The sequence below is a fragment of the Dyadobacter sp. CY347 genome (genome assembly GCF_021502655.1).
Lineage (GTDB): Bacteria > Bacteroidota > Bacteroidia > Cytophagales > Spirosomataceae > Dyadobacter.
The window spans coordinates 1-26,364 of the sequence record NZ_JAKFFT010000013.1 but is presented as its reverse complement, the minus strand read 5'-3'; the positions used below and the strand labels follow the sequence as shown (position 1 = coordinate 26,364).

At 40.2% G+C, this 26,364-nt stretch carries 16 protein-coding genes; 11 read left to right on the top strand and 5 right to left on the bottom strand.

Annotated features, from left to right (window positions below):
- The first annotated feature begins 268 nt into the window (after nucleotides 1-268).
- The 6 genes from L0659_RS25055 (at nucleotide 269) to L0659_RS25030 (ending at nucleotide 7,528) form a co-directional block, all read left to right on the top strand.
- A complete protein-coding gene (locus tag L0659_RS25055; RefSeq protein WP_310590718.1) occupies nucleotides 269-403 on the top strand; it encodes a DUF4249 family protein in 135 nt (44 codons plus the stop codon).
- Between the two features lie 1,212 nt (nucleotides 404-1,615).
- Nucleotides 1,616-2,824, top strand: coding sequence for a hypothetical protein (locus tag L0659_RS25050; RefSeq protein ID WP_235129357.1), 1,209 nt, complete (start codon nucleotides 1,616-1,618; stop codon nucleotides 2,822-2,824).
- Nucleotides 2,825-3,098: 274 nt separating this feature from the next.
- Complete coding sequence (locus L0659_RS25045; RefSeq protein WP_235129356.1) at nucleotides 3,099-4,637, top strand: tail fiber domain-containing protein; 1,539 nt, start codon at nucleotides 3,099-3,101, stop codon at nucleotides 4,635-4,637.
- A gap of 103 nt (nucleotides 4,638-4,740) precedes the next feature.
- Entirely contained in the window at nucleotides 4,741-6,033 is a 1,293-nt protein-coding gene (locus L0659_RS25040) for a T9SS type A sorting domain-containing protein (RefSeq protein WP_235129355.1), read from the top strand.
- 138 nt (nucleotides 6,034-6,171) lie between these two features.
- Entirely contained in the window at nucleotides 6,172-6,954 is a 783-nt protein-coding gene (locus tag L0659_RS25035) for a hypothetical protein (RefSeq protein ID WP_235129354.1), read from the top strand.
- Nucleotides 6,955-7,096: 142 nt separating this feature from the next.
- Complete coding sequence (locus L0659_RS25030; protein WP_235129353.1) at nucleotides 7,097-7,528, top strand: hypothetical protein; 432 nt, start codon at nucleotides 7,097-7,099, stop codon at nucleotides 7,526-7,528.
- A 54-nt stretch (nucleotides 7,529-7,582) separates the two neighbouring features.
- On the opposite strand, the gene L0659_RS25025 is transcribed toward L0659_RS25030, so the two are convergent.
- The 3 genes from L0659_RS25025 to L0659_RS25015 form a co-directional block, all read right to left on the bottom strand.
- Nucleotides 7,583-9,916, bottom strand: coding sequence for an Rv1355c family protein (locus L0659_RS25025; RefSeq protein WP_235129352.1), 2,334 nt, complete (start codon nucleotides 9,914-9,916; stop codon nucleotides 7,583-7,585).
- A 56-nt stretch (nucleotides 9,917-9,972) separates the two neighbouring features.
- On the bottom strand, nucleotides 9,973-10,764 hold the full coding sequence (locus L0659_RS25020) for a hypothetical protein (RefSeq protein ID WP_235129351.1): 792 nt from the start codon (nucleotides 10,762-10,764) through the stop codon (nucleotides 9,973-9,975).
- Between the two features lie 432 nt (nucleotides 10,765-11,196).
- Nucleotides 11,197-12,444 carry a styrene monooxygenase/indole monooxygenase family protein gene (locus tag L0659_RS25015; RefSeq protein ID WP_235129350.1) on the bottom strand — a complete coding sequence of 416 codons (1,248 nt, stop codon included), beginning with the start codon at nucleotides 12,442-12,444 and terminating at the stop codon, nucleotides 11,197-11,199.
- Nucleotides 12,445-12,629: 185 nt separating this feature from the next.
- On the opposite strand from L0659_RS25015, the gene L0659_RS25010 reads away from it, so the two are divergent.
- Entirely contained in the window at nucleotides 12,630-18,272 is a 5,643-nt protein-coding gene (locus L0659_RS25010) for an AAA family ATPase (RefSeq protein WP_235129349.1), read from the top strand.
- A gap of 10 nt (nucleotides 18,273-18,282) precedes the next feature.
- Here L0659_RS25010 and L0659_RS25005 read toward each other — a convergent pair whose 3' ends face one another.
- Together L0659_RS25005 and L0659_RS25000 are read right to left on the bottom strand one after the other, a co-directional pair.
- On the bottom strand, nucleotides 18,283-18,606 hold the full coding sequence (locus L0659_RS25005) for an Hpt domain-containing protein (protein WP_235129348.1): 324 nt from the start codon (nucleotides 18,604-18,606) through the stop codon (nucleotides 18,283-18,285).
- A 7-nt stretch (nucleotides 18,607-18,613) separates the two neighbouring features.
- The gene (locus L0659_RS25000) at nucleotides 18,614-19,303 is read right to left on the bottom strand and encodes a response regulator transcription factor (protein WP_235129347.1); all 690 of its coding nucleotides are present in this window, start codon (nucleotides 19,301-19,303) and stop codon (nucleotides 18,614-18,616) included.
- A 1,098-nt stretch (nucleotides 19,304-20,401) separates the two neighbouring features.
- On the opposite strand from L0659_RS25000, the gene L0659_RS24995 reads away from it, so the two are divergent.
- The 4 genes from L0659_RS24995 to L0659_RS24980 form a co-directional block, all read left to right on the top strand.
- The gene (locus L0659_RS24995) at nucleotides 20,402-21,676 is read left to right on the top strand and encodes a T9SS type A sorting domain-containing protein (RefSeq protein ID WP_235129346.1); all 1,275 of its coding nucleotides are present in this window, start codon (nucleotides 20,402-20,404) and stop codon (nucleotides 21,674-21,676) included.
- Nucleotides 21,677-21,767: 91 nt separating this feature from the next.
- A complete protein-coding gene (locus L0659_RS24990) occupies nucleotides 21,768-23,309 on the top strand; it encodes a tail fiber domain-containing protein (protein ID WP_235129345.1) in 1,542 nt (513 codons plus the stop codon).
- Between the two features lie 27 nt (nucleotides 23,310-23,336).
- A complete protein-coding gene (locus L0659_RS24985; protein WP_235129344.1) occupies nucleotides 23,337-24,905 on the top strand; it encodes a tail fiber domain-containing protein in 1,569 nt (522 codons plus the stop codon).
- A 28-nt stretch (nucleotides 24,906-24,933) separates the two neighbouring features.
- Nucleotides 24,934-26,364 (top strand): tail fiber domain-containing protein (locus L0659_RS24980; protein WP_235129343.1); only part of this gene is annotated, 1,431 nt, incomplete at its 3' end.

Genomic DNA, 26,364 nt, shown 5'->3' with positions numbered 1-26,364 from the left:
TTATTTGTCAGCAAAGGTTTCGTACGCTGCTATGAACCAATGCGTCTATATATGAGCAATTCTGGTCTTGGGTTACCAACTGATCTCTGGTACACTACCTTATGGCAGATACCAATCTTGATGGCATTACTTTCGAATCACCGTTATATTATGCCTTATAACAATCTTGCGAGCTTGGGTACATTGATCAAAATGCACAAAGCCAAAAAATATACTTCAAACCCTGAACTAACCAGCATTCAGTCCGAAGAGATGAAAAATACTATAAATTCAGCTAAGCTCTGAAAATTGTTACAATAATGATGATCCGTTCGTGGAACCGGCCATGATCTATACAAATATTAAAGGAGGCTTAGGTTGTTTTGGCGGCTACAATACAGCACTGCTTATAGTTAAACCATAATCTTAGGTACAATTCAACCAAGTAATTTCTATCCTTGTTAAGGCCGTGTGGCTAATGTTTAGAAAGCAATTTTTCATTTGGTCAAGTTTTGCAAGCTAACAGTAGCTACAATACAAATTATAATTTCGATTCTTAACATGCCATACTATACTTAACCGCTCGTGGGGATTTTAAACTTATAGTTTAAAATTTTAGAAACAGGGTTATATTAGCGCGCTGAGAAGTCCAGCGTATTTTATTCACTGCTATGTATATGATACTTCAACTTCATCGAATAAAATCTTCATATATGATAGTGCCCAAAAGGAACACCTACTCAAGCATACCAAATAGTTTAGTTCTAATATATTTATAAATATTAATAATTTTTTAGAAAAATTTATATTTTAAACTGATCTTCTTTAAGACCTTTGATGATACGTATGTGAGGAAAAGTTTTTATTGCTGTTGTACAGGAAAATGCAAATTGATTAGAATGAATGGATAGCAAAGGTGCGCTTCCTAAGGCTCTGGCAACGAAGAGTAATTCTACAAACTTGTGCTCGGAGGCTGAGCAGCAAAATACAGATGATGATAAGTAGAGCAAATGCTTGTATATCAGTGCTTCCAATTAGTAAAGCTGTAATATGCTGTCAACAAATTACAAGTCACTGGAGAATCCGATGTTGTTTGAATGAAAAAACGCTGGTTGACTATGATGGTAAATTCCAAGGAACAAAATGAAGTTACTACCATAAAGTAGGTATAAGTTAGTAAAATAATTGTGAAACCATCAGTTTTAATTTGGGGAACGTACAGGTTTCTGCCTTTGCCAACTCACCAGGAAGCGGCATCACCAAGCCGGAGCTTTTAAGAAATATGGTTAAGCAATCAATTAAAACCCATAGGATAAATCAGTATAGGTGCAGATAAATAGTGTAAAATAATCGATTTTTACTCAACTGTTGTATTTAAGCATGGTCAGATTCGGCCATGCTTTTTTAATATCTTTTTCTGAAGGAATTGACTTTTCTGTTTATGAACAATATTTGTATCAAATAAATAATAGTAGGTGATTTGCGTAATAAATACAAGTTGATGGTTTTGTTTTTATAATTTTTTATACTTTTTAACATACGTTAAAAGTTCAGGTTTGTTCGATGTCCTACCTTTGCTACCATCGAAGTGTTGAGCACTTAGATTTAATATTTATTTACACAAATCTTTTAAAAAATGAAAATTCAATTTTTGAAATCGGTAAGCAACTGCCTTGTACTTAGTGCAGTTTTACTAGCCACATCTTGCAATGAAGAGCAAATTATGCAGGAGTCAATGGCTGAAGGGCAGGAAGTAGGTAATAATAGCAATGCGAAATTTAGTATTCCTAAAAAATTGGATGCATTCGGCTTAGCTGAAAAAATTGAAGATTACATGGAGCAAGAAAAAACTTCTTTTGGCTATTCTATTTTTTCTGGCGGAAATGAAGTTTTTGTGGGAATGGGTGGCGATGGATTTGCTAGAAAAAGCTTTGAGTCAGGTGGCAGTCACTCGCATGGCGCTTCGGTGAAGCAGGAAACAAATCAGGTTACGCAATATGTTACGGCGCTAGCGGTGTTCCGGACTCTTAGAAAAAATAATCTCTCGTTAAAAACAAAGGTATGGCCATACTTGCCAAAAGATTGGACGCCAAGCGATCAATTTAAAAATTTAAATTTTGAACAACTGCTGGCGCATAAAACAGGGTTGAAATATGATGGAACGCCACAATCGATTAAGATTTCTGTTAAGGGAAATGTAAACACCAGTGTTCGGCAGCCCAACGATATCAACTATATCTTATTAGGGATTATGACTCCCTACATCGATGCAGTTGAGATGAGTAAGAAGGGGAATGCAACGAAATTGACCCAACTTAATATGTCTGCGTCCAACTTTCCCCTTTATCAATCTGAATTTCGTAAGAATGTTCAGGAAAATGTCTTCATTCCAGCTGGACTTAAAGATGCAAGTTTAATAGACTGGGATGCGTGGAATGCATCAGGCACCATAGCTGCACATCTTTCAACACAAGGATATCCTGAAAAAACAGGTAACGCACCGGGAACAGATAAGCCATCTACTTATGCAATTGGTGGTGCAACTGGATTGTACATGAGCGCTTCTCAGTTTGCTCAACTTCAATATGCAGTTTCTCAATTAAAGGTTATTCCATCTTCCGATATTATTTTAATGAAAAGCAATCTTATTGGCTACGATGGCGCGCTTGAAGGCTCGTTAGGAAAGTATTACTATAAAAGCGGTATAGGACACAATTGCGAGACACTTATTATCAATTTTGGTAGCGCTCAAGTGGCCATATTTGCAAATACCCCCCAAGCAAGTTTCGCTTCAACTCCAAGTGAAATAGCGCTGCTGTTCGAGAAGTCGTTAGTAGAGTTATAATTTATATAAACTAATAAAATCTTATAAATCAACGGCTTGTGGTGTAATGGTACTAGCCTTGATTTATAAGGTTCAATAAGCGAAAGATCATAGTTGCATTTATTATTATTCCAAGAGAATTGGATTGTGGGATGTGTAATTAAGTTTAAGTGGGGCAGTTAGGCTATACACACACATAAATACACGTCGATCGTTCTTCCGAATTTGCCCTTTTGTGTTAACGTTTCTTTTTGCGTTAAGAATAATTATTTACAATCATACATTCAACATTATTATGAGAAAATTATCCAATAAGCGTGTTGCGCTTTTTGCTTCAGTTGTTCTGACTGCGGGACTAGCATTTGAAGGAACATCTGCGTTTGCACAGGTTAAAGTAGGAGACAATCCACAAACAATTAATGCCGCCTCGGCTTTAGAAATTGAGAGCAGCACGAAGGGCCTTTTATTGCCAAGGGTTTCTCTTAATTCTACCTCTGACTGGAGCTTAGACGGAACTCCGGTGGCGGGTATGCAGGTTTACAACATGAATCCTGACATTAAAAGTGCGACAATAAATGAAGGAGTAGGGGTCTATTATTGGGATGGCCTTAGCTGGATTGCGGCAAAATACGTGCCGAGCGAAGCTGCGGCGCCTAGTGAGGATTTTGACTGGCTTTTAGACGATCCTAATACTTCGCCTGATACAGAACATCCATCTGCTCCCGGCGATATTGCAAAAACCATTTATCATGGTGGATTTGGTACCCAGAAAGTGATTGTGAGATCTCAAGATCCTGAAAACACATCCGCTTCGGTTGAAGTTATTGCAGATTATGGCTCGGGGCAAGGCGAGCAGAAATGGGCTAGTTTATTTGCCGAAAATTTCCCCACAGATCAAGTGGTTGGTATTCAAGCTATATCAAACACACCACTTGTTTTTCGTACCAATCCCAACCCCTCCAATGAATCGAAGCCAATTGAACGTATGCGTATTTTACCTAGTGGTAGGATAGGAATTGGTACAAAAACACCATCAGTAGGACACTTGAACGTTAGTGGCCCGGATGGCATTTACGTCTCAGACGGTGATGCTCCAATTAGTTCAACTTCGGGTTCGGTGCTAAAGAATAGTACGCTGCGATTATTTAGTACTAGTGGGGATTCTAAAATTTTATTTTCCGACACGCATAACAGCCTTTCAGCTGGCGAGATCACTTTTAACGAAAACAGCAGAAAGATGCTCTTCCGTATTCAAGATACGGATGTGAATGCTCCCTTCTTCGTACCCATGACATTGGTAGGTGATAATGGTTTTGTCGGCATTAATGATATATCCCCTGACTACCAACTATCTGTGGGTGGAGACATTAATGCTACTGGCGAGGTTAGAAGTAAAGGTGTAGCGTTAACATCTGATGCCAGACTGAAACGCAATATCCATGCCGTTGAGAATGGCTTAGCGCTTGTTTCTAAATTGAATCCAGTTAGCTATGAGAAAAAAGCATCCATTGGGAGCAAAGATTATGAGAAGTCCGAGATAGGCTTTATCGCACAGGAGGTTCAGAAAATACTGCCACAACTGGTGCGGGAAGGTAAAGATGCCGACAAAACATTGGCACTCGATTATAACTCGCTAATCCCCGTACTTACCAAAGCGATCCAGGAGCAACAAAAGCAAATTGAGGCGTTGACAAATCAAAACCAACAGTTAACTGGTAAGGTTGCACTACTTGATCAGTCTTCTAAGGCGGTCGCTGCTTTGTCAGCTGAACTGGCACAGATCAAGGAGCAGCTCTTTGCTCCGGCAACTGCTGCTAGCAAAGCTTCCAAATAAGAGTTTTGTGAAGTATCTGTGATGCATTTCAAGCCGAACGAAATAACGTATATTCAATACCGTTTTTTCGTTCGCTCTTAGTTAACCATTTTAAATTAGAGAGATGAAAAATAAATTTTATACAATATTATGCCTTTTGTGCGGTCCTGTCATGACCTACGCGCAGGTGCCGAGTCGAGTATACAGCACGGTTCAGTGCTTTCCGGGAGGAAATTTGAGAGTACATTCCAATCCGATGTCCTTTGGTGCGCATATCATCACGCCACGCAGTAATCCCGGGGAAAGCTCTGTGTTTTTTGCAGACGATGCTTTTTCTGACGGAACTAGCGATGCAGGTTACGTAAATGGTTATGTTACCAGAATAGGAAGCGAGCCATTTTCGTTCCCGGTTGGGGACCAGCAGGGCGAGGATGTAAGGTCGATGACGCTTTCATTGTCAAATCCTACGCCCATCAGGTTGTCAGTGGCTTACTGGAAAGGCGATCCAGGCACTGCATTAGACCCTACTGGCGGTCCGCATGACACTAAATTGGTAAGTAGTGAGGGGGAACTTGGTGTAAGTAAGCTGACAGTGGTATCTAAGCAAGGGTTTTGGGACTGGGTGCCCTTGGCAGTTCCAGCACAGGAATCCGAAATCCGCATTGAGGTTTCTATTGTCGATCATTCAGCAATAGAAGGCTATGAGCCTGAGAACATCCGCTTGGTGGGATGGAACAACACAGCAGGAATGTGGGTAAACCTGAGCGGCGATATAGCGCCAGCCACTAATACGGATGGGACTATTGTTATCGGTACATTAACTACCAGCACGATGTCAGAATATAGTGCGATCACGGTCGGTTCAGTTTCAGAGGAAGTGCTGCCTGTGACACTGATCAGCTTTAACGCCCGTAAAGAGGGTAACCAGGTTAATCTGGACTGGAGAACGGCGGAAGAAATCAATGCAGATTATTTCCAGATCGAGCGTAGCGCCAATGCGAAGGATTGGAATGTGATCGGCAAGCAAAGCGCGGTTGGGGAAAGCAAAGCGCTATTAGAATATGCTTTTATGGACACATCCCCTTTGCGGGGCAGTAATTATTATCGTCTGAAAATGGTCGATAATGATCAGACTTTTGCATACAGCAAAGTGTTGACCGTCTCATTTGAAGGTTCAACCAACTTTCTAACAATGTACCCGAATCCGGTTTCTGATGTCTTGCATTTTAAGGATGCTGATTTGCAAAAAATACAGCAAGTAACCATTCATAATATTTCAGGAATACGGGTATATCAATCCGGTGCAGTTTCGCAAGAAGGTGTCCATGTTGGCAAATTGGCCAATGGTATTTACCTGGTAACAGTCAAGCTGACGGACGGTAATTCGCGGACAGAAAAAATAGTAATCAATCATTAATCCTCTATTCCCGATCGGCGCACTTTCATTGAAAGTGCAAACCTAACTAGTCGACTAAGTGCGCCGGTGGGATAGCTGGAAACGTTAATAGTCGTTACAATTAAATTTTATCAAACCTATTTTCAACTTAAAAACAGAATGAAGAAGTACAGAACAATGATCACATTTTCGAAATATGCAGGAATTTTTTGCATAGCATTATTAAGCGCTTGCGTAAAAGACCATGAGCCAGAAGTGGATCCGACGCCTGAGTATACAGTTATCAAGGGAAGCGGAGATCTTACCTCTGAGCTTGCCGATTTTAGAGGTTTGCTTGGAGATCCTTTAAATACAACGCCAAATCAACCACCAGTTGGTAGACGTGAAATTAACTGGGACGCTGTTCCAGATAATCTTACTAATACCAATACCTTCCCAGGTGACTTTTTTAACAGTACTGATCCTGCCGCGCCTGCTGGCAGGAAGCGTGGAGCTATCTTTTCTACGCCTGGTACAGGTTTGCGTGTGAGCAACAATAATTTCATTGACGTTCTTCCAGGGGACCTGAATAAATTCAATACATTTAGCCCTGCCCGAACGTTCGCAGCAACTGGCAGCACAAAAATGGACGTTACTTTCAAGGTTCCTGGTACAGCCAACAATGCATTTGTAAAGGGCTTCGGGGTTATTTTTTCTGACATAAGTGTCGCCGATAAAACCACACTCGAATTCTTTGCAGGAAACAAAAGTTTAGGGAAATTCTATGCTCCTGTCAGAACGGACGCAAACGGATTTTCATTTCTTGGAGTAGTATTTAAAAATACCAAGGTAACAAAAGTTACTATTACAACGGGCACAGATGCTGTTGATAAGCAGATCGTCGGTCCGGCTGATAAAGTAATCATGGATGATTTCTTTTATAGTGAGCCACAACTGCAATAATAGTTATCGGTAATATATTGGGGGTTTTAAGTTGGAGACTGAGTATGTAATGCACAAAGTGCCCGACGCCTGTCGGGCTTTTTGTTATTCGTTAATCTGAAAAATACAAATTAATTTATCTAATCACTTTAAATATACCACTATGTTAACAATTGCTTTAATAGACAGATTTCCTATTGTGCTCATGGGGACAAAGCTCACGATAAAAAAGTCGTTACAGGGCGTCCGAATATTGGCTGCCAACGATATCTTTTCCTTTCAGGCACAGAATCCAGACTGTAAGCCAGACATATTTATAGTAGGCATTGCCAGGGAGGTCGTTGTAGATCCTTTTCATTTGATTCCAGCCATTAAAAAGGTCTTTAAGTGTCCGGTTATTGTTTATGATGACTTGCCAGCAAATCAAATTTGTATTAAATATTTTTCTGCTGGGGCCAGTGGTTATGTTTCTAAGTGTAGCCCAGCATCAGAATTAATTAAATGTATTAATGAAATCAGAAAGAATAAGATATATATGACAATCGAAGCTTTGCATTCAATGATCGAAAACATTCCTGCTGGCTTTACGTATTAAAAAAGACTTTAACAAAGTTAAAGTCTTTTTTAATACGTCTTTTACATCAACTTCTTACTCTTGTGCATTTGATGATAGAAGATGGAAAACTTGATCAAAAGGTAGTCTACTGGATTTCTTATGTACCTGATCAGCAACTGACAATTTAAAGGCAAACACAGCACTTTCTTGATCGCCGATACTGACTATATTCTCAAAGCGTGAAGTTATGTCTTTAATTTCTTGCTTAATCTCAGTTGAAAATTCCTCTAAATCGCCAGTTTTGGTCCGTTGAAGTAAGGGGATAATAGTATACATTGGCTGCACAGCTAATCCGAGCCCATTTGCACATAACCAGATTCGTTCGACACAGCGTCCAGCTTCAATAAAATCTGTTATTTGAGTGCTTGAAACGGAAATTAAGGCGATTGCCGAAGCACTCTTTAAGCTTTCTCGTGTCATTTTTTGAAGACCTCTGCCTTTGTTCCAACTATTAAGCAACTTAACCGAGTTCCAGTCCCTCGCAACGCGAAGCCCAACGAGGTCTTCTACCGTCATATCCAATAACTCCACTTCGACACCATCCCCTGTTTTTTCGGCTTCGGCGGCTGACCATCTCATTTCCTTATAGAAATCAGCGTGGGCCTGCTCGGTCAATAATCTCACCCGATCGCATGCTGACAAAATTTCGCCCAATTCATCAAGTTGTTCGTCTCCATTGATTATTTGAAGATCGCAACCGGAAACAGATCTTGATACACCCTGTAAGATATCGTAAAAGCTATTAGGCAAAAAGTGTCTATCCCCCTGATTTCTATTTGTGTTTCTAATAAAAATATATTTTGCCAAACCTCTTAACTCCTGTAGTACGTGGTCTGAGTTGAGGTGGCTGAATGAAATAGCAGCAACCATTTGGCCTTCCAATCCAAGAGGGTAGTAATGTATATTTGAATTGAGATTCAGTTGCAGGGCCTTTATATAAATATTCTCTATTGCAGTACCAAGCGCAATATATAATCCAAGGTTATCGACGTTGAGCCACCCACCTGCACGGTCCTGGTCATAGAATAGGAAAAAAGTGCTATTTTTAACTATCCATTTACAAGGCTGGGAATTCCCTCCGGACGGGGCTTGCAGCGCAGCATAACAAATTGCTTGTATCTGGTGCTCACATAAATCTACGCGATCTTGAATGGTATCAAAATCGAATTGGTCAACAGTTAATGTAAATGGCGCAAAATCGAAGGATGATGGGTTGTTCAAACTGACTGGTGATTCTGACTGTAATGTGCCACTTTGTTGAACCCCAATGATCTTGTTGATATCGACGTAATACCGCCCTGACCGAATATCTGTCTCTAGAAGGATTTTTCGGCACGTATCAGCCGTGGTTGCACCACCAAGTGCAACTGCTGAGCCAAGTTGTGGCCAGGAAGAAATGGTTTGCTCAACCTCAATCAACGAAGCTTTCAAGCGATTCGAAATTTTGTCAGTATCAATCATCTTGACTACAAACGGTATTTTTTCTTTTGTAGATAGATTCTTCAAACTAACCGGATCAACATCAGCTAGCAGGCCATGTAAAATCGGGCGAAAAGGATCTTTGTCAAATCGTTCAATATCAATCATTCCCTTATCACTAGTGTCCATGATTACTGGAATCTTATAGGCACGAGCACGGTGACGCGCAAGAACCTTGATATCTAAACCATCACATACTTCCACTAATAAATCAAGCTTACCACCTTCTGTTAAAAAATCATTGATATTACTATCTGAAATTCCTCCGCGATAAATACGTACGCTTATAAACGGATCAATTTCTGCAATTGCTCGTGCAGCGACAATGGATTTATTTAAACCCAAATTATGTGTTCCCGTTTGGATACGGTTAAGATTTGATAGCTCGATTAGATCGAAATCAGCTAATCGCAACTCTCCAACAGATCTTTCAGTTGCTAAGGTCATTGCCACTGAGTGCCCTATCGATAGGCCTATTATGCCAATCTTTTTTGTAGATAATACCTGCTGTTCTTCAGGGGTAATAATATAATTATTGCGGTTAGTTCTAACCTTACCAAATTCTTCATTATCCAATAGGTGGACAAGACGTCTGCTCCAAGGATAAAAAACCCATATACCATATTCACTATACGTCAACCCGCCTAGTTTTCTTTGTAGATGTTCATGTGACTGTTCAGGACTTAAAGTTACAGAAGGGTTCTCAATTTTGACGAGCTCGGAAAGCTGATCGTAAATAGTATCAAATATTAAGATGTTTGGGTTACGTTCAATAAGAACTTCCAATCTCTTTTTATCATCTTCATTATTAGCACGGAAGAATATCGGCTTAAATGTGGCATCTAATCGTTCCGTAATTTTTTCGGTAAACTTTGTTAACGAGTCCATAGAGTACTAACGGGAATATAATTTAAACTGCTTCATTTTGAAAAAAGTAATACTGCTCACTGTTGACTAGAGGATCTATAATTATTAGGGAAATGAATGGTGTCATCAGGAAACAACCGGCTTTGCTTCCCTATAAAATCATTTCCTAATACACCGATTCCATACCTGCAAACGATACCGGCCAAAATTGCCTGATTAGTATGGGCTTGTGGGATATGTTGTATTTCCGAGAGGATAGCCGCCGATGAAACAGGGAATTTGAATCCAGGATAACCATTGGTTTTCTGCTTTGTCGTAATTCCTTTCATCATTGGTATTAGATCTGAATGGAATTTGATTGAGTCGATGGAGCAGGAGTAGAGACAATATTTTGAATTATCAAGAATGGAAATTCCTACGGCTGCCAGTAAGGCGAATCTACACAGCCCTAGGCCACGAAATTCCGCTGAAACAGCAACTCTGCTTAGTTCTACAGTAGCACTTTTAAAGTCAATGTTCTCCTCAGATTCTATATCAAAAGCATATTCAGTCGGTAGTAGATCAGAGGTATCCGGAACAATTTTTAAACCAAATCTCTGATTTATAATTGTCAGCTGCTTTTCAATGGCGGTATTAATATTTCTCTTAACAACTCTAATAGTTGCGATTTGCTGTTCTTGAAAAAAAATTCCTATCAAATTTGCCTTCCAATCACTTGGTAGTAAATCGTACTCATTTTCCAGATACTCATCCGAATATTCGTTTTTATATATTTTCCTTCTTAAAGTTAAATGGTCTATTAGATCGGCTTCACTTTTGAGTTCCCTAAGTTCAAAAGTTTTAAGCAATTGCTGAAAATCAAATTCCATAAGTTGATTGTTGATGTTTAAGTGATCAGACCTCTTTGTGCTAGCTTATAATATCCTGCCTTTTGTTGCGTTTAACACAGGTAGAAATATCATTTGGTTAATTAAGAGTTACAAAAATACTTTTACCAACAAGACTAGGCTTTAAATAATCCTTAAGAAGTATTAAGAATTATTAAAATAATGGAAAGGATTATTATAAAATAGTATTACTTGTTGCTTTCTTCTAAGAGTTAAAGTGAAAAAATAATACTTGTTTGAAGGAGAGGGAAAGCATCGCAACTATGTTACCTGCTAGGTAAAGTGACCTTAGCAAAAAATTGGAATTAGATAAGAATAATGAGAGATGGGACCAAGCTTGATACTTATGTGCAGAGTATGCTTGTGAAAGGCTTGATCGCAAGCATGCTCTGGCAGGAGGATAGGTTTAAAACTTTAAATTTCGAAGGCAGATACGGCCAATTTATTTGCCAAATAATCGCTTGCAGTTTCGCGGTTACTAAGCCAGGGGAATAAGCCAGGTGGGTGATTAAAGCCACTAACAAAATCAAATGCAATTTCTGGATTGTGTTCAGCTGCTTTAAGGATGTCTATAACATGTGCTGGAGGTGATAAAAATAGATCGCAAAAATGGTTAACATGCTGAGAATAGGCCCAAAAACTTTCGAAAGTCCTTTCCATCCATTCAGAATCAAAGATATTATCACCATGTTCAATAATAGCTTGGGCATATGCATGAGCCATCTTAATTGCATTGTTGCCGCCTTGGCCAACGATTGGATCATTAAGTATGACTGTATCACCCAAGCCCATAACTGTAGCAGTTGAATTGAGTTTTACAAACGGCTTTCTGACGACGGGGGTAAATGAACCTTTCAAAAATGCACTCGGATCAATTACCGACGCATTATTTAAAGAGGGATAACGCCATGGTATCACGCTTTGCATCATCAACTTTGCACGTTCTAATATTTGAGTTGCGGATTTGCAATCATCAAAAACATCCATAGGGCCTCCAGGGACACATTCCATTAGCATAAATGCGCATTGAATATCATCTTTCTGATAGAATGGTCCGGTTATTACTTCACCAGCCCCCATTATCGCGTCAAATGTGATAGAGGTGAAACGTGTATGGCCAGGCTGTTCAAAATCGTTGAAATGGATCTGAACCAATTTTCTAGCAGGCTGCTGATGTGGGGAGCGCTCTACATCTTTTGGGAAAAGACGTGCAAGCGGACCTTTTCCTGAGGAAATAATGACTAAATCAAATTGAGAAGTGCATCCCAATAAGTCAGAAGGGGTTGTATCGCTTACAATAAACTTTCCTCCATGTTTCTGAAACACTTTAATCCATTGGTAAAACTTAAGCCGTTGGTCTATGGAAGCTCCCGGCTTACTTGTTCGGGATCTGATGGCAAAATCCAGATTACCGCCAGGGGTGCCAAGGTTAATGTGAAATGCCGATGCATGATATGCGGTATCACGCCACAAGTCCAATCCTATTTCTTTTTCAAGCTGTAGTGCATCATCAAAAAGATAGGTAGCGCCGGTAGGTGGGCCATTAAAAAGCTCTTCGGCAGAGTATTCTGAAATGACAGTGACGTCATAGCCACTCTTTATAAGTCGTATTGCGAGAAATAATCCGGCCTGTCCCGCACCCATGATGGCTATCCTTCTCATTAATCAGCAGTATTGGTTCTCGATAATAACAAATATAACATTGAATGCTTTATGAAAAGTTGAGGCGAGTATTTAAAAAATATAAAAAATTATAAAAATTTATAAAAAAATAAGTCCTAATAGATTTGATATCAGTAACGTAAGTTTAATTTTACAATGCTTCGAGACAGAATATTTACGACAGTATGAGCTACGGTACAGTTTACCTTCCTGATTACACTATTATTTCTGAACTATATAGAGAGCATGACAAACTGCTATTAGTGGCTGTGCCGGAGAATGCGCCAGAGCCTGTCATTCTTAGGATTGTGCCTTTTGTAGGTGCTATCGGCAGCTCTAACAAGCAGATAGAAACAGAATTTGAGTGGACACAGCTTTATCGCTTTGACCGTATATTAAATTATAACAAGTTAAGCCGCACTGAAAGTCATCATGTTGTCGAATTAAGCTATTTTAACGGAGTTAATCTTGAAAGTTTTTTAGCTTCCGAAGAGATAGATGTGCCGCTGTGTATTTCTATTGCACAGTCGCTCATTCTTATAATAGAAGAGTTGCAATATTACGGTATTATTCATCATGACCTTCGGCCGGCACACTTTCTGATTAATCCTGAAACCAAAGAGATCAGACTCTCGGATCTATCGTTTGCCGTTTTGGAAAGCGACAACCAAAAAAGAAGTAATGTTAGCCAAAAGGAGGTTCAACTTCATTATATCTCACCTGAGCAAAGTGGCCTGACAGACGTACCAATCGACTATCGTTCTAATTATTACCATCTGGGTGTAATTTTTTACCGGCTTTTTACCGGCCATTTGCCCTTTGAAGGTACAGACGCGAATGAGCTTGTCCATGCTCATATGGCCCGACTCCCAGAAAACCCGGCAATATCTAGCACTAACAAGCTTGATAGTTTCATCAAAATTGCAATGAAACTATTAGCTAAAAAACCAGAGGATCGTTATCAGACAAGCAGGGGTATTAACCTTGATCTTGCAATATGTGCAAAGCAACATTTGTCTGGGGCAAATTTCGCCGAATTCCAAGCTGGCAAATCTGATTTACCAGGAAAACTTATAGTTCCTGACTGCATATATGGTCGAGAACAGGAAGTATCACAGATATTGGAAATATTTAGTAGGGTTAAAAATAGTAATGAACTTTTGCTTGTATCAGGTCACTCTGGCATTGGTAAGTCCTCATTAATCCGAGAAGTGCAGCAGAGGCTTGTATCTCAGGATGCCCTATTTGTGTCTGGTAAATTTGATCAGTATATACAAGACATACCTTTCGAAGGTGTTATTAAATCCTTTAAAGAACTCGTTTGTAAAATATCCTCAGAAAATACAAGCTATTGGCGTGAATCCATCTTGGATGCTGTTGGATCATTAGGTCAGATAATTATTGATGAACTGCCTGAGCTAGAAAAAATAATTGGAATGCAGCCGGCAGTTGCGCCGCTTGAACCTGTGGAAGCGCAAAATAGGTTTTTTAACGTATTCACTAATTTTATCAATGTGTTCACCAAAAAGGAACACCCACTGGTTATTTTTCTGGATGATTTGCAATGGTCGGATTTGGCCAGCATTAATTTCCTTAGCCGTGTTACCGATTCCGTTCAGGGAAGCAACCTGTTATTAATTGGCAGCTATCGAGATAATGAAGTGGCAAATGATCACCCCTTAAAAATAGCTATTCAAAAACTAGGGGAGACAACCATCAGGCTTTCACAGATTGTACTCTCACCTTTGAAAAAAACGGATATCGCTCATATGGTGTCCGATATGCTCTCATCCCCAATAGGTGCGGTCAGTTCATTGGCAGAGATTATTATGTCAGCAACTTTGGGAAACCCATATTTTATATTAGAAGTAGTAACGGATTTCTTTCACCAGGAATTGATTTATTATGATCGAAAGATGCACAGATGGGTTTGGGACTTGGAAAAAATGTCAGGTTATACCCGATTAGTATCGTCCCAGCAACTACTCACGTCTAAAATAAACGGCTTAGATAAGGCAACATACAAGGCGCTAACTACGGCTTCCTGCATTGGTACAGAATTCGATCTGATGGTATTGTCAGCGCTGCATGACAAAACGCCTCAAGAAACGGAGGAGGATCTACGCCAGGCAGTGGTCGAAAATTTGCTTACAATATCTGTCGCTGATAGTGGAGCAGGAAAGTACCCCTTAAGGAACAAATATAGGTTTGTGCATGATCAAGTTCAGCAAGCTGCATATAACATGCTTGGATCAAAAGAGGCCGATGAAATACATCTTAATGTCGGTTATTTTTTGATGGAAAGATTGACAATTGCAGAGCGGGATCGACAGCTTTTTCAAATAGTTAACCACTTTAATCACCATCCAGCAATATTTAGCATCTCGTCAGAAAGACGGCAGATAGCTCAACTTAATAGAGATGCTGGAAAGAAGGCAAAAGCCTCGGCAGCCTATTCTGTTGCTTTTGCCTATTTTCAGAAAGCAGCACAAATACTCATGTCAGAGGATTGGCAAATAGATTATCTGCTTGTGCTTGAAATTCATCTTTTGTATGCCGAGAGCGCTTATTTGGCTGGCCATCTAGACACATGTCTTAGCGTAACTAATGAGGCTCTGCTATTTACAAACCAAATTGACGACAAAATAAAGATTTGTCAAGTGCAAATCCAATGCCTTATATTTAATGAAGAACCTAAGAATGCAATTAACATCTCACTAAGGGTACTAAAAGAATTGGAAATTAATTTTCCGGAAAAACCCGGAAAGCTTCATGTGATTTCCGCTTACCTAAAATCGAAATGGCTACTACGTGGTAAAAAAGTAGAAGACATAGCAGAATTACATAAGATGAGTGACCCGAGAGCACTGGCTGCTATGAGGGTACTACAAATGATTACTGCTACTGTTTTTGAAAATAGTCAAATTTTATATACGCTTATGGTGATCAAAATGGTGGAGTTGTCTCTGCGGTTTGGGATTACATCAGAGTCGGCAATTGCACTTGCAACGTATGGGGCTATTGTCAATGCTATCGAGGCAAATCATGATTTATCGTACCGGTATGGTAATCTTGCCCTAAAGTTGGCAGATCAGGCAGGGGCAGGCTTGAACAGGACTGTTCTGGTTTACAATATTGTTAACAGGCCATCAGGCGAACATTTTAAAAATTCGCTCGATTCGTTAAGGAAATGCTATCAAAGAGGCATTGAGATGGGTGATCTTGAATATTGTGCGTATGCTTCGAGTACTTACTCGTTTTATTTATTGTTATCCGGAAAAAACTTGCATTGGGTAAAACACGAAATACTCCGTTTTAACCAACCACCAAAGGCGTTGTCAAAAAACAACGGAACCTACGGTAATGAAACACTGATCCAGGTTGCTTCCAACCTTCTTGGCGAGAGTGCTGATCCTGTTGCTCTTAGCGGCTCTTACTTCAACGAAGGACATAATTTCTCATCAATCCTGGCTCAAAAGGATAACACGCGAGTGTTTGTCTCCTTTGTATATAAGATGATGTTGGCTTATCTAACGGGTCAATATGAGCGGGGAATAGAAGAAGGACAACGTGCGAAATTTTTTTATGGTAAAGCTAAAGCGCTTGGGCTATTTGTTCCTTTATCTACTTTCTACATTGGGTTGTTGAACACGGCTATGTATAAAAAAAGTGGCAATCGAAGATATTTAATGATAGCTTGTGAGCAGGCCCGTGACCTGAAAAAATTAGCAAGTCAGGTTCCGATAAATTTTTTACACAGGTTTCAATTGCTTGAAGCCGAGATTTTTGCTTGTAGAGGGAAAAGCGAGATGGCGATTGATCGGTATGATACAGCAATACAAACTGCCATTGAAAATGACCATCCACATGAAGCCGCAATAGCCAATGAATTGTGTGGTTTATACTGGCTTAAAAAGAACAAAGTACAGACAGCTATTATTTACTTAAAAGCGGCATTAAAGGGTTATCAAGAATGGGGGTGTGTATTAAAAGAACGGCAATTGCTGGAAAATTTTGCTGGAATTACTCATACTGATACAACGTCCACAGTGCTTCGTTTCTCTGACTCACATGATAGCATAGCATCAACACTCGATCTATCCACTTTGATGAAAGCCTCTACCGCCATTTCTAGTGAAGTTGTGTTTGCCAAGCTGATGGAGAAACTCATGCAGTTTGTAATCGAGAACGCAGGTGCTCAATCAGGCTATTTTATCCTTGACTGGGGAGGGGAGCTATTCATTGAAGCACAGCGCTCAGTGATCGGGGAAGTAAGTGAAATCAGAAAAATTCCGCTTAGCCAATCCAATCAATTACCTATTAGCATCATTGACCATGTTTTTCAAACCCAGAAAGATGTTGTGCTTTATGATGCACTGGAAAGTGAGCAATTCAAGAAGGACCAAGTGATCATTTCCAGAGGGGTTCGGTCTTTACTATGTATTCCGGCCTTAAATCAAGGTAAGGTACTTGGTGTACTATATTTGGAAAATAACCTAGCCACTGCGGTTTTTACTTATGAGCGCACACAGCTATTAAAACTACTATCTGGGCAAATCGCTGTCTCAATCGAAAATGCCATACTATATGAAAAGCAAGAACAGAAAGTAGCTATCCGTACTGCTGAAATCCAAGTTCAAAAAGAAGAAATTGAGAGGCAGAAACAATTACTGGAAAAAAAATCACGCTATAAAGAGCAATTTTTTGCCAATATGAGCCATGAGATCCGCACGCCAATGACAGCCATTTTAGGAATGTCACAATTGATCTTTGACACAGAATTAAATGCCAAGCAACTTGAATATGCCCGGGGTATTCAGTATTCGTCAGAAAACTTACTAACTATTATCAATGATATTTTAGACTATTCCAAAATTGAAGCTGGTAAGTTCTCCTTTGTCAATAAACCGTTCCGAATTCGGGAACGCCTAAACAGGCTTAGCTACATCTTGCATGTGATTGCAGAAGAAAAAGGTCTCGTGCTAGATATCATAGTAGATCAGAATGTAAGTCCGCAACTCATTGGAGATCCTATCCGATTGCATCAAATACTATTGAACCTGGCCAGTAATGCGGTAAAATTTACAGATCACGGTTCCGTACGTATCCAGGTAAGTGTATATTCTCGTAAGGCCGGAAAAGAGACACTTACATTTAGCGTAAATGATACCGGGATAGGTATTCCGGAGGATAAAATTGAGTATATTTTTGAGACATTTACCCGAATCGACGAGGATTTAAATAATAAACAATCAGGGACCGGTCTTGGATTATTCATTGCAAAAAAGCTTGTTGAAGAGCAAGGTGGAACGATGAAGGTCGCGAGCCAACTTTCGGTAGGGACGGAATTTAGTTTCGACCTGACATTTGAAATTTGTACTGGTGCGCAAGAATCTGACCATGAGCGCGAAAACGAGGAGCAGCTACCCTCCGGGCTAAACGTGTTGTTGGTCGAAGATAATCTCTTTAATCAGGTTGTTGCGGAAGAGACGTTGAAAAAAATGATCCGTGATGTAAAAGTATCAATTGCCGACAACGGCGAAATCGCTCTTCAAAAGCTATCCGAAAGCACTTTTGATATTGTATTAATGGATATAAAGATGCCAATCATGGATGGATATACAGCAACCAAGGCAATTCGAGCACGTGAAATAGATACAAGAGTCCCCATTCTTGCTTTTACTTCGAATGCAAATCCAACAGAAGCCCAAAAATGTATCGATGCTGGTATGGATGACTATATTACCAAGCCAATTGAAGCTAAAAAACTGAAACTGAAAATCGGGAAACTACTTCAAGTATCCAGGCAAATGAGCATCTCTTCGTAAGGGTAGTCAATTACTGAGTAGAGAATTCTATACTCCAAAACTCGTTAAAATCATCAGTAAAGTGTTGGATTTGTTGTTTAATTGATCCCGTTTCGCCTAAATCTATCTGTTTCTCCATATCGCGCATCCGTTCTGAAAATGTGCTAAGACCAACGTAATTAAATTGTGTTTTTAAGCTGTGAACGGCTATGGATAAGTCTTCCCACTTATCTTGTTCACACAGCTGCGAGAGCATTATTATTTGCTTAGGAGCCTGGGCTTTAAATATCGTAACAAAATGATTAAGCAGTTTCTCGTCATCGCCCATAAGGCTCCTTAACAGAGATAAATCCATAAAATATCTATTTAATTATTAGCCTATAACCTTCCCCATGCAAGTTCATAATCTCGACACTAGGATCATCTTTGAGGTATTTGCGAAGCTTGCTAATATAGACGTTCAGGCTATAACCTCGGTAATGCTCCTCGTCACCCCATATAGCTATGATGGCAGCGTCCCGCATCAACACCTGATTTTGATGTTTGCAAAACAGGTTAAGGAGTTTTGATTCGATTGAGGTGAGTTTAATCGTTTTACTGGAAACGACTAGCTGTTGAAGATGAGGATCATAACTTGAATTTCCTAGCTGGTAAGGTTCTGACTTTCTGACATGTCCCTTGACTTTTACACGTTTTAAGACCGCCAAAATACGAAGATAAAGTTCTTCCATACTGAATGGCTTTGTAAGATAATCATCAGCTCCAAGAGTAAGGCCTCTAATCCTGTCTTCTTTAAGCGATTGGCCGGTCAGAAAGATAATAGGCATCAGCTCATCAACCAACTTGATTTCTTCGGCAAGAGTAAATCCATCCTTTTTTGGCATCTTGATGTCCAAAACACACAGATCGAAAACATGTAATTTAAAAGCATCAAAGCCAGCTTGTGCATCATGTTTTAACATGACTTTGCAGCCTTTCATTTCTAAATATTCCTTTGTCAGTTCACTGTATTGGAGTTCATCATCGATCAGCAACAGATGAGGCTGTTCCATAAAACGTCTTATTCTATTGTGATAGGTACCAATTTGAAACTTAGGATAGTTTACAAATTTAGTAAAAGCAATGACATCTTCAAATAGAGAGATAAAATCATTTCAAACAGCGACTCACGATGGTCAATACATCAATTTATACTATCCTATTTAGAGGCATTTCGTGGTAGTTTACATGCTATTATTCCTCTTTGAACAGTATGAAGGCGCTGGCATTCAAAATTTAATAAATTTTTATACTTTTTAACAAGTATTTATTTCTGGCTATTCATAGATTATATAATTTTGCAATATTATTAATCAACCTATTTTTCGAGTGAGAAACTGCAAAGCTATTTATTTGCCGCAGCAATACTTATGTATTAATGAGGTTGAGTTGGCATATTTACTTACTAAACATAGATCACAAAACTGATTTATTAACTAATAATAGTGGTCACCAACATTTAATAATAACGCGTTTTTTTTAGTACAAATTGAAATGGTAAAGTTTAGGTAACAGGGACGTTGAGCAGTAATATGGATATCTTCCCTAATTTTAGGGGAAGATATTTTTCATAATTAATGGATTAATGATTGCTTATCCAATACTTTAAAAATCACCAGTATAGTTTTTCAGGTATTTATAAACCGGATTTTATTTCAATTTATGATGGTTTTATCTGGTGTTCATCTATTTTATAATTTTTTATAATTGTTAATCCTTCTTTACTAAAAGAAATATGCTAACGCGTTAATTTTGTCTATCTGAAAATCATTACCAAGATGGTAGTCGGCAAATGTGACGATATATTTGTTTACGTATAGTGCAATAGGTTATTTGCAAATGTGGGCCTTTTAGGCCAGGTCGGCTTGTGGTTTAAACGCGCTAGCAATTGTTCTGGATCACATTCACACACTAGATTCTTCCACACACTGACATAGGATTAATTGGAAGTCTCAGCATTCATACTGGCTGTGACAGGCCTATCACACACTTACATTTTTATTCAAATATTGATTTGAAAATGGCGGTAATGATGAAATGGCTTTTGCAATGAGTGATCAGTATAAGGCTATTACAGGTATTTCGAATTAATCAACACCCTACTTAAACAAATGAAAGTAACTAAATTTCTACTAGCCGCTTTTTTTTGCAACGCCTTCATAGCCAAAGCCCAGATAGGTGTTCAGATAAATAGCACAACACATTTATTTGCAAATAGTTATTTACGAATTGATGCTCAACCCCTCACTTTCGTCAATGGGCATATCATCACATCTCGTAGTGCCGCTCAAACAACCTCTGTATATTTTACAGATGGAACAATCATTCAGGGCCAAAGCGATGCAAGATATGTCAATGGATACGTGACCAAGGTCGGGCAGGCAGCATTTCAATTTCCTGTTGGAGATCAAGATGGCAATGATATACGACCCTTGGAGATTATTTCTGCCGCAGGTCAAATAGAACTTACAATAGGTTATTGGAAAGGCGATGTAGGGACTAACCTGGATCCCACAGGTGGAGCGCATGACCGAAATGAAATTAGCGATTTAGGTACTGCCGGAGTAGATAAGATTGAATCTGTATCGAGTCTTGGCTTTTGGGATTGGGTCCGCGGTACAAAGTCAGCGGTAGTCAACATACGTGTATCTATGCCGGATAATACTGGAAGCGAGGGATATCCGGCAGCTAATATCCGTTTGGTAGGTTGGAATACAACGACTAACCAATGGGAAAATTTAAGTGGTGGTACAGCCCCCACATCTAATGTCGAAGGCACATTTGTCACCGGTACAATAACCGATATGACCAAATATAGTGCTATAACGATTGGGGCTACATCAGCACCGTTACCCGTTACGCTCATCAGCTTTACTGCAAGCACTGAATCAGGATTAGGGCACCTTCGATGGACGACAGCGGAAGAAACCAATACAGACTATTTTGAGATTGAGCGCAGCACAAATGCGAGTGATTGGAATGTGATTGGCAGACAGGCTGCAGCAGGTGACAGCAAAGCGCGTTTGGATTACACTTTTACAGATAAGGCACCTATGCCTGGAAAAAATTACTACCGTCTAAAAATGATGGATCGGGACAAAACTTTTGCTTTCAGTAAAATTCAAATTGTGAACGTTGGAGAAGCAGCTGAGTTTCTGACAATGTTTCCAAATCCAGTTTCAAAGACCTTATATTTTAAAGACATTGATCTACAGAAAATAGAAGCGGTTTCAATTAATGATCGTGTAGGGAAACAAGTATTCGGTTCAGATAAAACTTTCACCGGCAGTATAAATGTCAGCTTGCTTCAAAATGGACTATATATTGTCAGGGTACGACTAAGTGATGGTAGCAGTTATATAAGAAAGATATCTGTAATCCATTGAGGCGAACTCGCCAGTAAAAAGTTGTTACAGGCATTTCTATGATAGTAGTAAACATTGTCGACAAACAAGTAAATCATAATTAATGCAACCTATGTTTAAAAGTCAAAAAGTGCTACTGACAGTAGTGATGATCATCGCAACATTACTCGATGAAAGTAGTTTATATGCGCAAGTTAAGGTGGGAGACAATCCGGAAACAATCAACGCCGGATCAGCCTTAGAAATCGAGGCAGACGACAAGGGGTTACTTTTGCCAAGGGTCTCGCTTTTTAAAACAGACATTTGGGGGTTGAGCGGGACTCCCGTCGCAGGGATGCAGGTTTATAATATAAATGCAGAAACCTTCAGTTCGCAAGGTTATATCACTACCAATGAAGGAGTAGGTATATATTATTGGGACGGGCTTGGTTGGGTAGCTACCAAATATACGCCGGAATCCGGATCAGCGGGGGCGGATTTTGATTGGCTTTTGGATGACGATTCCAATCCATCTCATGTGGGGGATATATCAAAGGCCATCTATCATGGTGGAGAAGGGAATCAAGAGATTTCTGTAAGAACCATTGAGCTCGACAATGTATTTGCCCGTGTAGGGGTGAGCGCTGGGCATGGTTCTGCCGTTCCTGTAGTTGGTAACTTGTTTGCAGAAAATCGCACACCGTATGGCAGGACGGCCGGTTTCCAAAATTTATCGCCGGATCCGCTTGTTTTTCGTACAACCGAGAACGGAGCTCAAGATCCTAGGGAACGTATGCGTATTACGAGTGATGGTAGAGTAGGGATCAACACAGGATCCCCCCTCGCTATGCTGCATGTGCGAGAGGGTAATGGCTTGGCTCCGGAGGAAAAAGGTATTTTATATCTGGCAGGAGATATCAATAATATTAATACAAAAGGTGCTAGACTGGCGGGTGGTTCACTGCAATTATGGGGCAGTGGGCTTTTAGATGGCGGAAGCATTTCGTTTGTAGAGGGTTACGCAGGAGGATCTCAAACGGCAAGAATTATTTACAACGAGTCAGATGGAGGCTCATTGAACTTTCGTATTGGCGGCGCCAATGGAGGCAATGGCCTTACTCTGCCCGTGTACCAAACAATGTCTTTAATAGGAAAAAACGGCTTTGTCGGAATTAATGATACAAGCCCTGATTACCAGCTATCAGTCGGTGGCCAGATTAACGCAACCGGCGAAGTTAGAAGTAATGGTGTAGCCTTAACGTCTGATGCCAGACTGAAACGCAATGTTCATGCACTGGAGGATGGGCTTAGACTCGTTTCAAAATTGAAGCCCGTTAGCTACGAGAAAAAGGGTTCTATTGAGAGTAAAGTTTATGAAAAGTCAGAGATAGGGTTCATCGCCCAAGAGGTCCAGAAGATATTGCCACAACTGGTGCGCGAAGGCAAAGATTCTGACAAAACATTGGCACTGGATTACAATTCACTAATTCCCATCCTTACCAAGGCTATTCAGGAACAGCAACTGCTGATCGAAGCGCAATCTGCTAAACTGCAATTTCAGGCTAGCAAACTTGATACACAGTCGGCGTTGCTTGATACACAAGCTACACGACTTGATGCAATCGAGCAGGTTTTGAGTAAGTCTACCAAAAGTACGTTGGAAGCGTCTAAATAGTAAGCCAATATTAGCAAATACAAACATATGAAGACTTTACTCATAACACATTCGAAACTTTTTATTGCGTTTAGCATTACAGCTGTCCTTGTATTGAGCGGGCAGAATAGTCACGCGCAGCTGAAAGTAGGGGAGAACCCATCCAGCATCCACCCAGCCTCTGTGCTGGAAGTAGAGAGTCCTAATAAAGGCCTACTCCTGCCAAGGGTAACACTGACTAGCACAACAGTGTGGGGCCTGGCCGGCACGCCGGTTGCTGGTATGCAGGTGTATAATACTAATATTGCAGTTGCGGAGGGAGTTGCTTTTTATCCGCCTGCGCCGGGGGGTAAAGGAGTGTATACATGGGACGGAGATGGCTGGGTTCCTAGTAAATCAGCTGGATCTGGCGGGTCAAGTGATTTTGATTGGCTAAAGATTAGTGGAAATGGAAGTCCATCCACTCCCGGTGATATTACTAGTGGGATTTACCATGGTGGTGCAGGTAATCAGGAAGTAATGGTAAGAACAAATGAGACCGGCGCGAGTAATTTTGCTCAATTTTCAGTGCGCGCTGCCCACGAATCGGCAATGCCGATCGCTGGTAATTTTTTCGCAAGTACGTTAGGAGGTGGTGTTGTAGGCCTGAAAGCTGAATCAAATCATGCTTTTCAAATTCAATTTCCTATTGGGCTTCCAGCTTTACATATAGATCCAAACTTTAAAATTGGATTATTCACAACTTCTCCATCCTTTAATCACGGAATCACTGTCGAGAACTCATTTCTTCAAAGAAGCGGTAGTTCAGACTTAGAAGCAGAAGCAAGCGTCGTACTGAAGAATGGCATAGTAAGATTATTTCATAAGAACAACGCATTGGGTGAACCGTCAATAGAATTTGGCCATGTGTTTGATTCCAACAGTGATTCTGACGCCTCAATTAGACATGCTGGATCTAACTTGAATGGTCGATTATTAATGATATTAAAAAGTGTGAATAATAATAAAATTCCATTTACTGCTCTTAATAGTAATGGTTTTGTGGGAATTAACGATGATAATCCTATATATCAATTATCTGTTAATGGAGATATCAATGCCTCTGGCGAGGTTAGAAACAGCGGTGTTGCTTTAACCTCTGATGCCCGCTTAAAACGCAATATCCATGCATTGGAAAATGGTTTAGGCATTGTGTCCAAGCTTAATCCGGTGAGCTATGAGAAAAAGGCAACCATTGCCGATAGCGTTTACAATAAATCAGAAATCGGTTTCATTGCTCAGGAAGTTCAAAAGATACTGCCGCAATTAATACGGGAAGGTAAGGATGCAGATAAGACCTTGGCTTTGGATTACAATTCGCTCATTCCTGTTTTGACCAGAGCCATCCAGGAACAGCAGAAGCAAATTGAAATGCTTACGGCTGAGCGCGATGTGCAAGCAGCTCAGTTAAATAAGCAATCTGCGGAACTGAATACGCAATCTGATAAGCTGAACGCACAATTGACAAGGCTTGATGTACAATCCACCAAGCTTGAAGCACAAGCTGCGGAACTAGCTGAAATAAAGAAGCTTTTGAATGTCAACTCCAAGGGCAGTACCTCGTCTGTTTCCAAATAAGTAAATCACTACTATATCACACATTCACATGAAGCGACTGTCTACGCAAATTATTCCCTCTTTGTTCTCACTCACGTTCACTGTATCAGGTATGATTTGCGGAACCCAAGCACTTGCGCAGTTAAAAGTAGGCGATAATCCACAAACTATTAATGCTGGGTCGGTCTTGGAAGTGGAAAGTGCCAACAAAGGTTTACTGCTTCCAAGGGTATCGCTGGGCAACACTACGACCTGGGGCTTGGCGGGTACACCTGCTGCCGGCATGCAGGTGTATAATAATAACGCTGCTGTTGAGGCTGTATCTACTTCTTATCCGATAGCGGAAGGCGGCATCGGGGTTTATTACTGGGATGGGAGCGGCTGGGTAAGTTACAAAAAAGGTCAATCTGGCCCAACTAGCGATTTCGATTGGTTTAAAACTAGTAACGATGAAGCGCCATCAAACCCTGCCGATATCGGATCCGCTATATATCACGGCGGGGCTGGCAACCAGGAAGTGACATTGAGGAGCAATTCTTTCACTCCAGGTGTATCATCCCGTGTAGCCACAGTCGTTGGCCATGGTTCTGCACAACCAGCTGTTACCGGCTTGTTCTCAGAATATAACAAAAAAATTAATCTGGCTAATTCTCCCGAAGCTAACGCGGTGACAGGGATCCAAACAACTACACAGCATCCATTGATTTTCCGTACAACAGGAATTGATAATGTACCCACGGAGCGGATGCGAATAGCCCCTGATGGTGGGATTACAATTGGGACCTCCTTTTCTGAAAATATCGGAAGTGAACTTCGTGTAAAGGGTCCTCTCACTCAAATGAATGGCGATAATTTAGCTTCTAGTACGCAATCAGTTCGATTGAGAAATGGCGGGATACAAATCTGTGATTTTGATGAAACTGATGATACCCATGGCCATGTTGATTTTAAAGACTCACATTTAGATGGATACGACGCGCGGATATTTCATTCAAATAAAATCGGTGCAAGCGGAGCGCTCGTGTTTAGGGTTAGAACTGTTGAAAGCAAAGACGCACTCACTATTTTGAAGGACGATGGATTTGTGGGGATCAACAAACTAAACCCCAAATATCAACTCGATGTAGGCGGTGACATCAATGCCACTGGTGAGGTTAGAAATAGCGGTGCCAGTTTAACCTCAGATGCGCGTTTAAAACGTAATATCCATGCATTTCAAAATGGTTTGGGCATTGTTTCTAAACTAAATCCGGTGAGCTACGAGAAAAAGGCGACCATTGCCGATAGCGTTTACAATAAATCAGAAATCGGTTTCATTGCTCAGGAAGTTCAAAAGATACTGCCGCAATTAATACGGGAAGGTAAGGATGCAGATAAGACCTTGGCTTTGGATTACAATTCGCTCATTCCTGTTTTGACCAGAGCCATCCAGGAACAGCAGAAGCAAATTGAAATGCTTACGGCTGAGCGCGATGTGCAA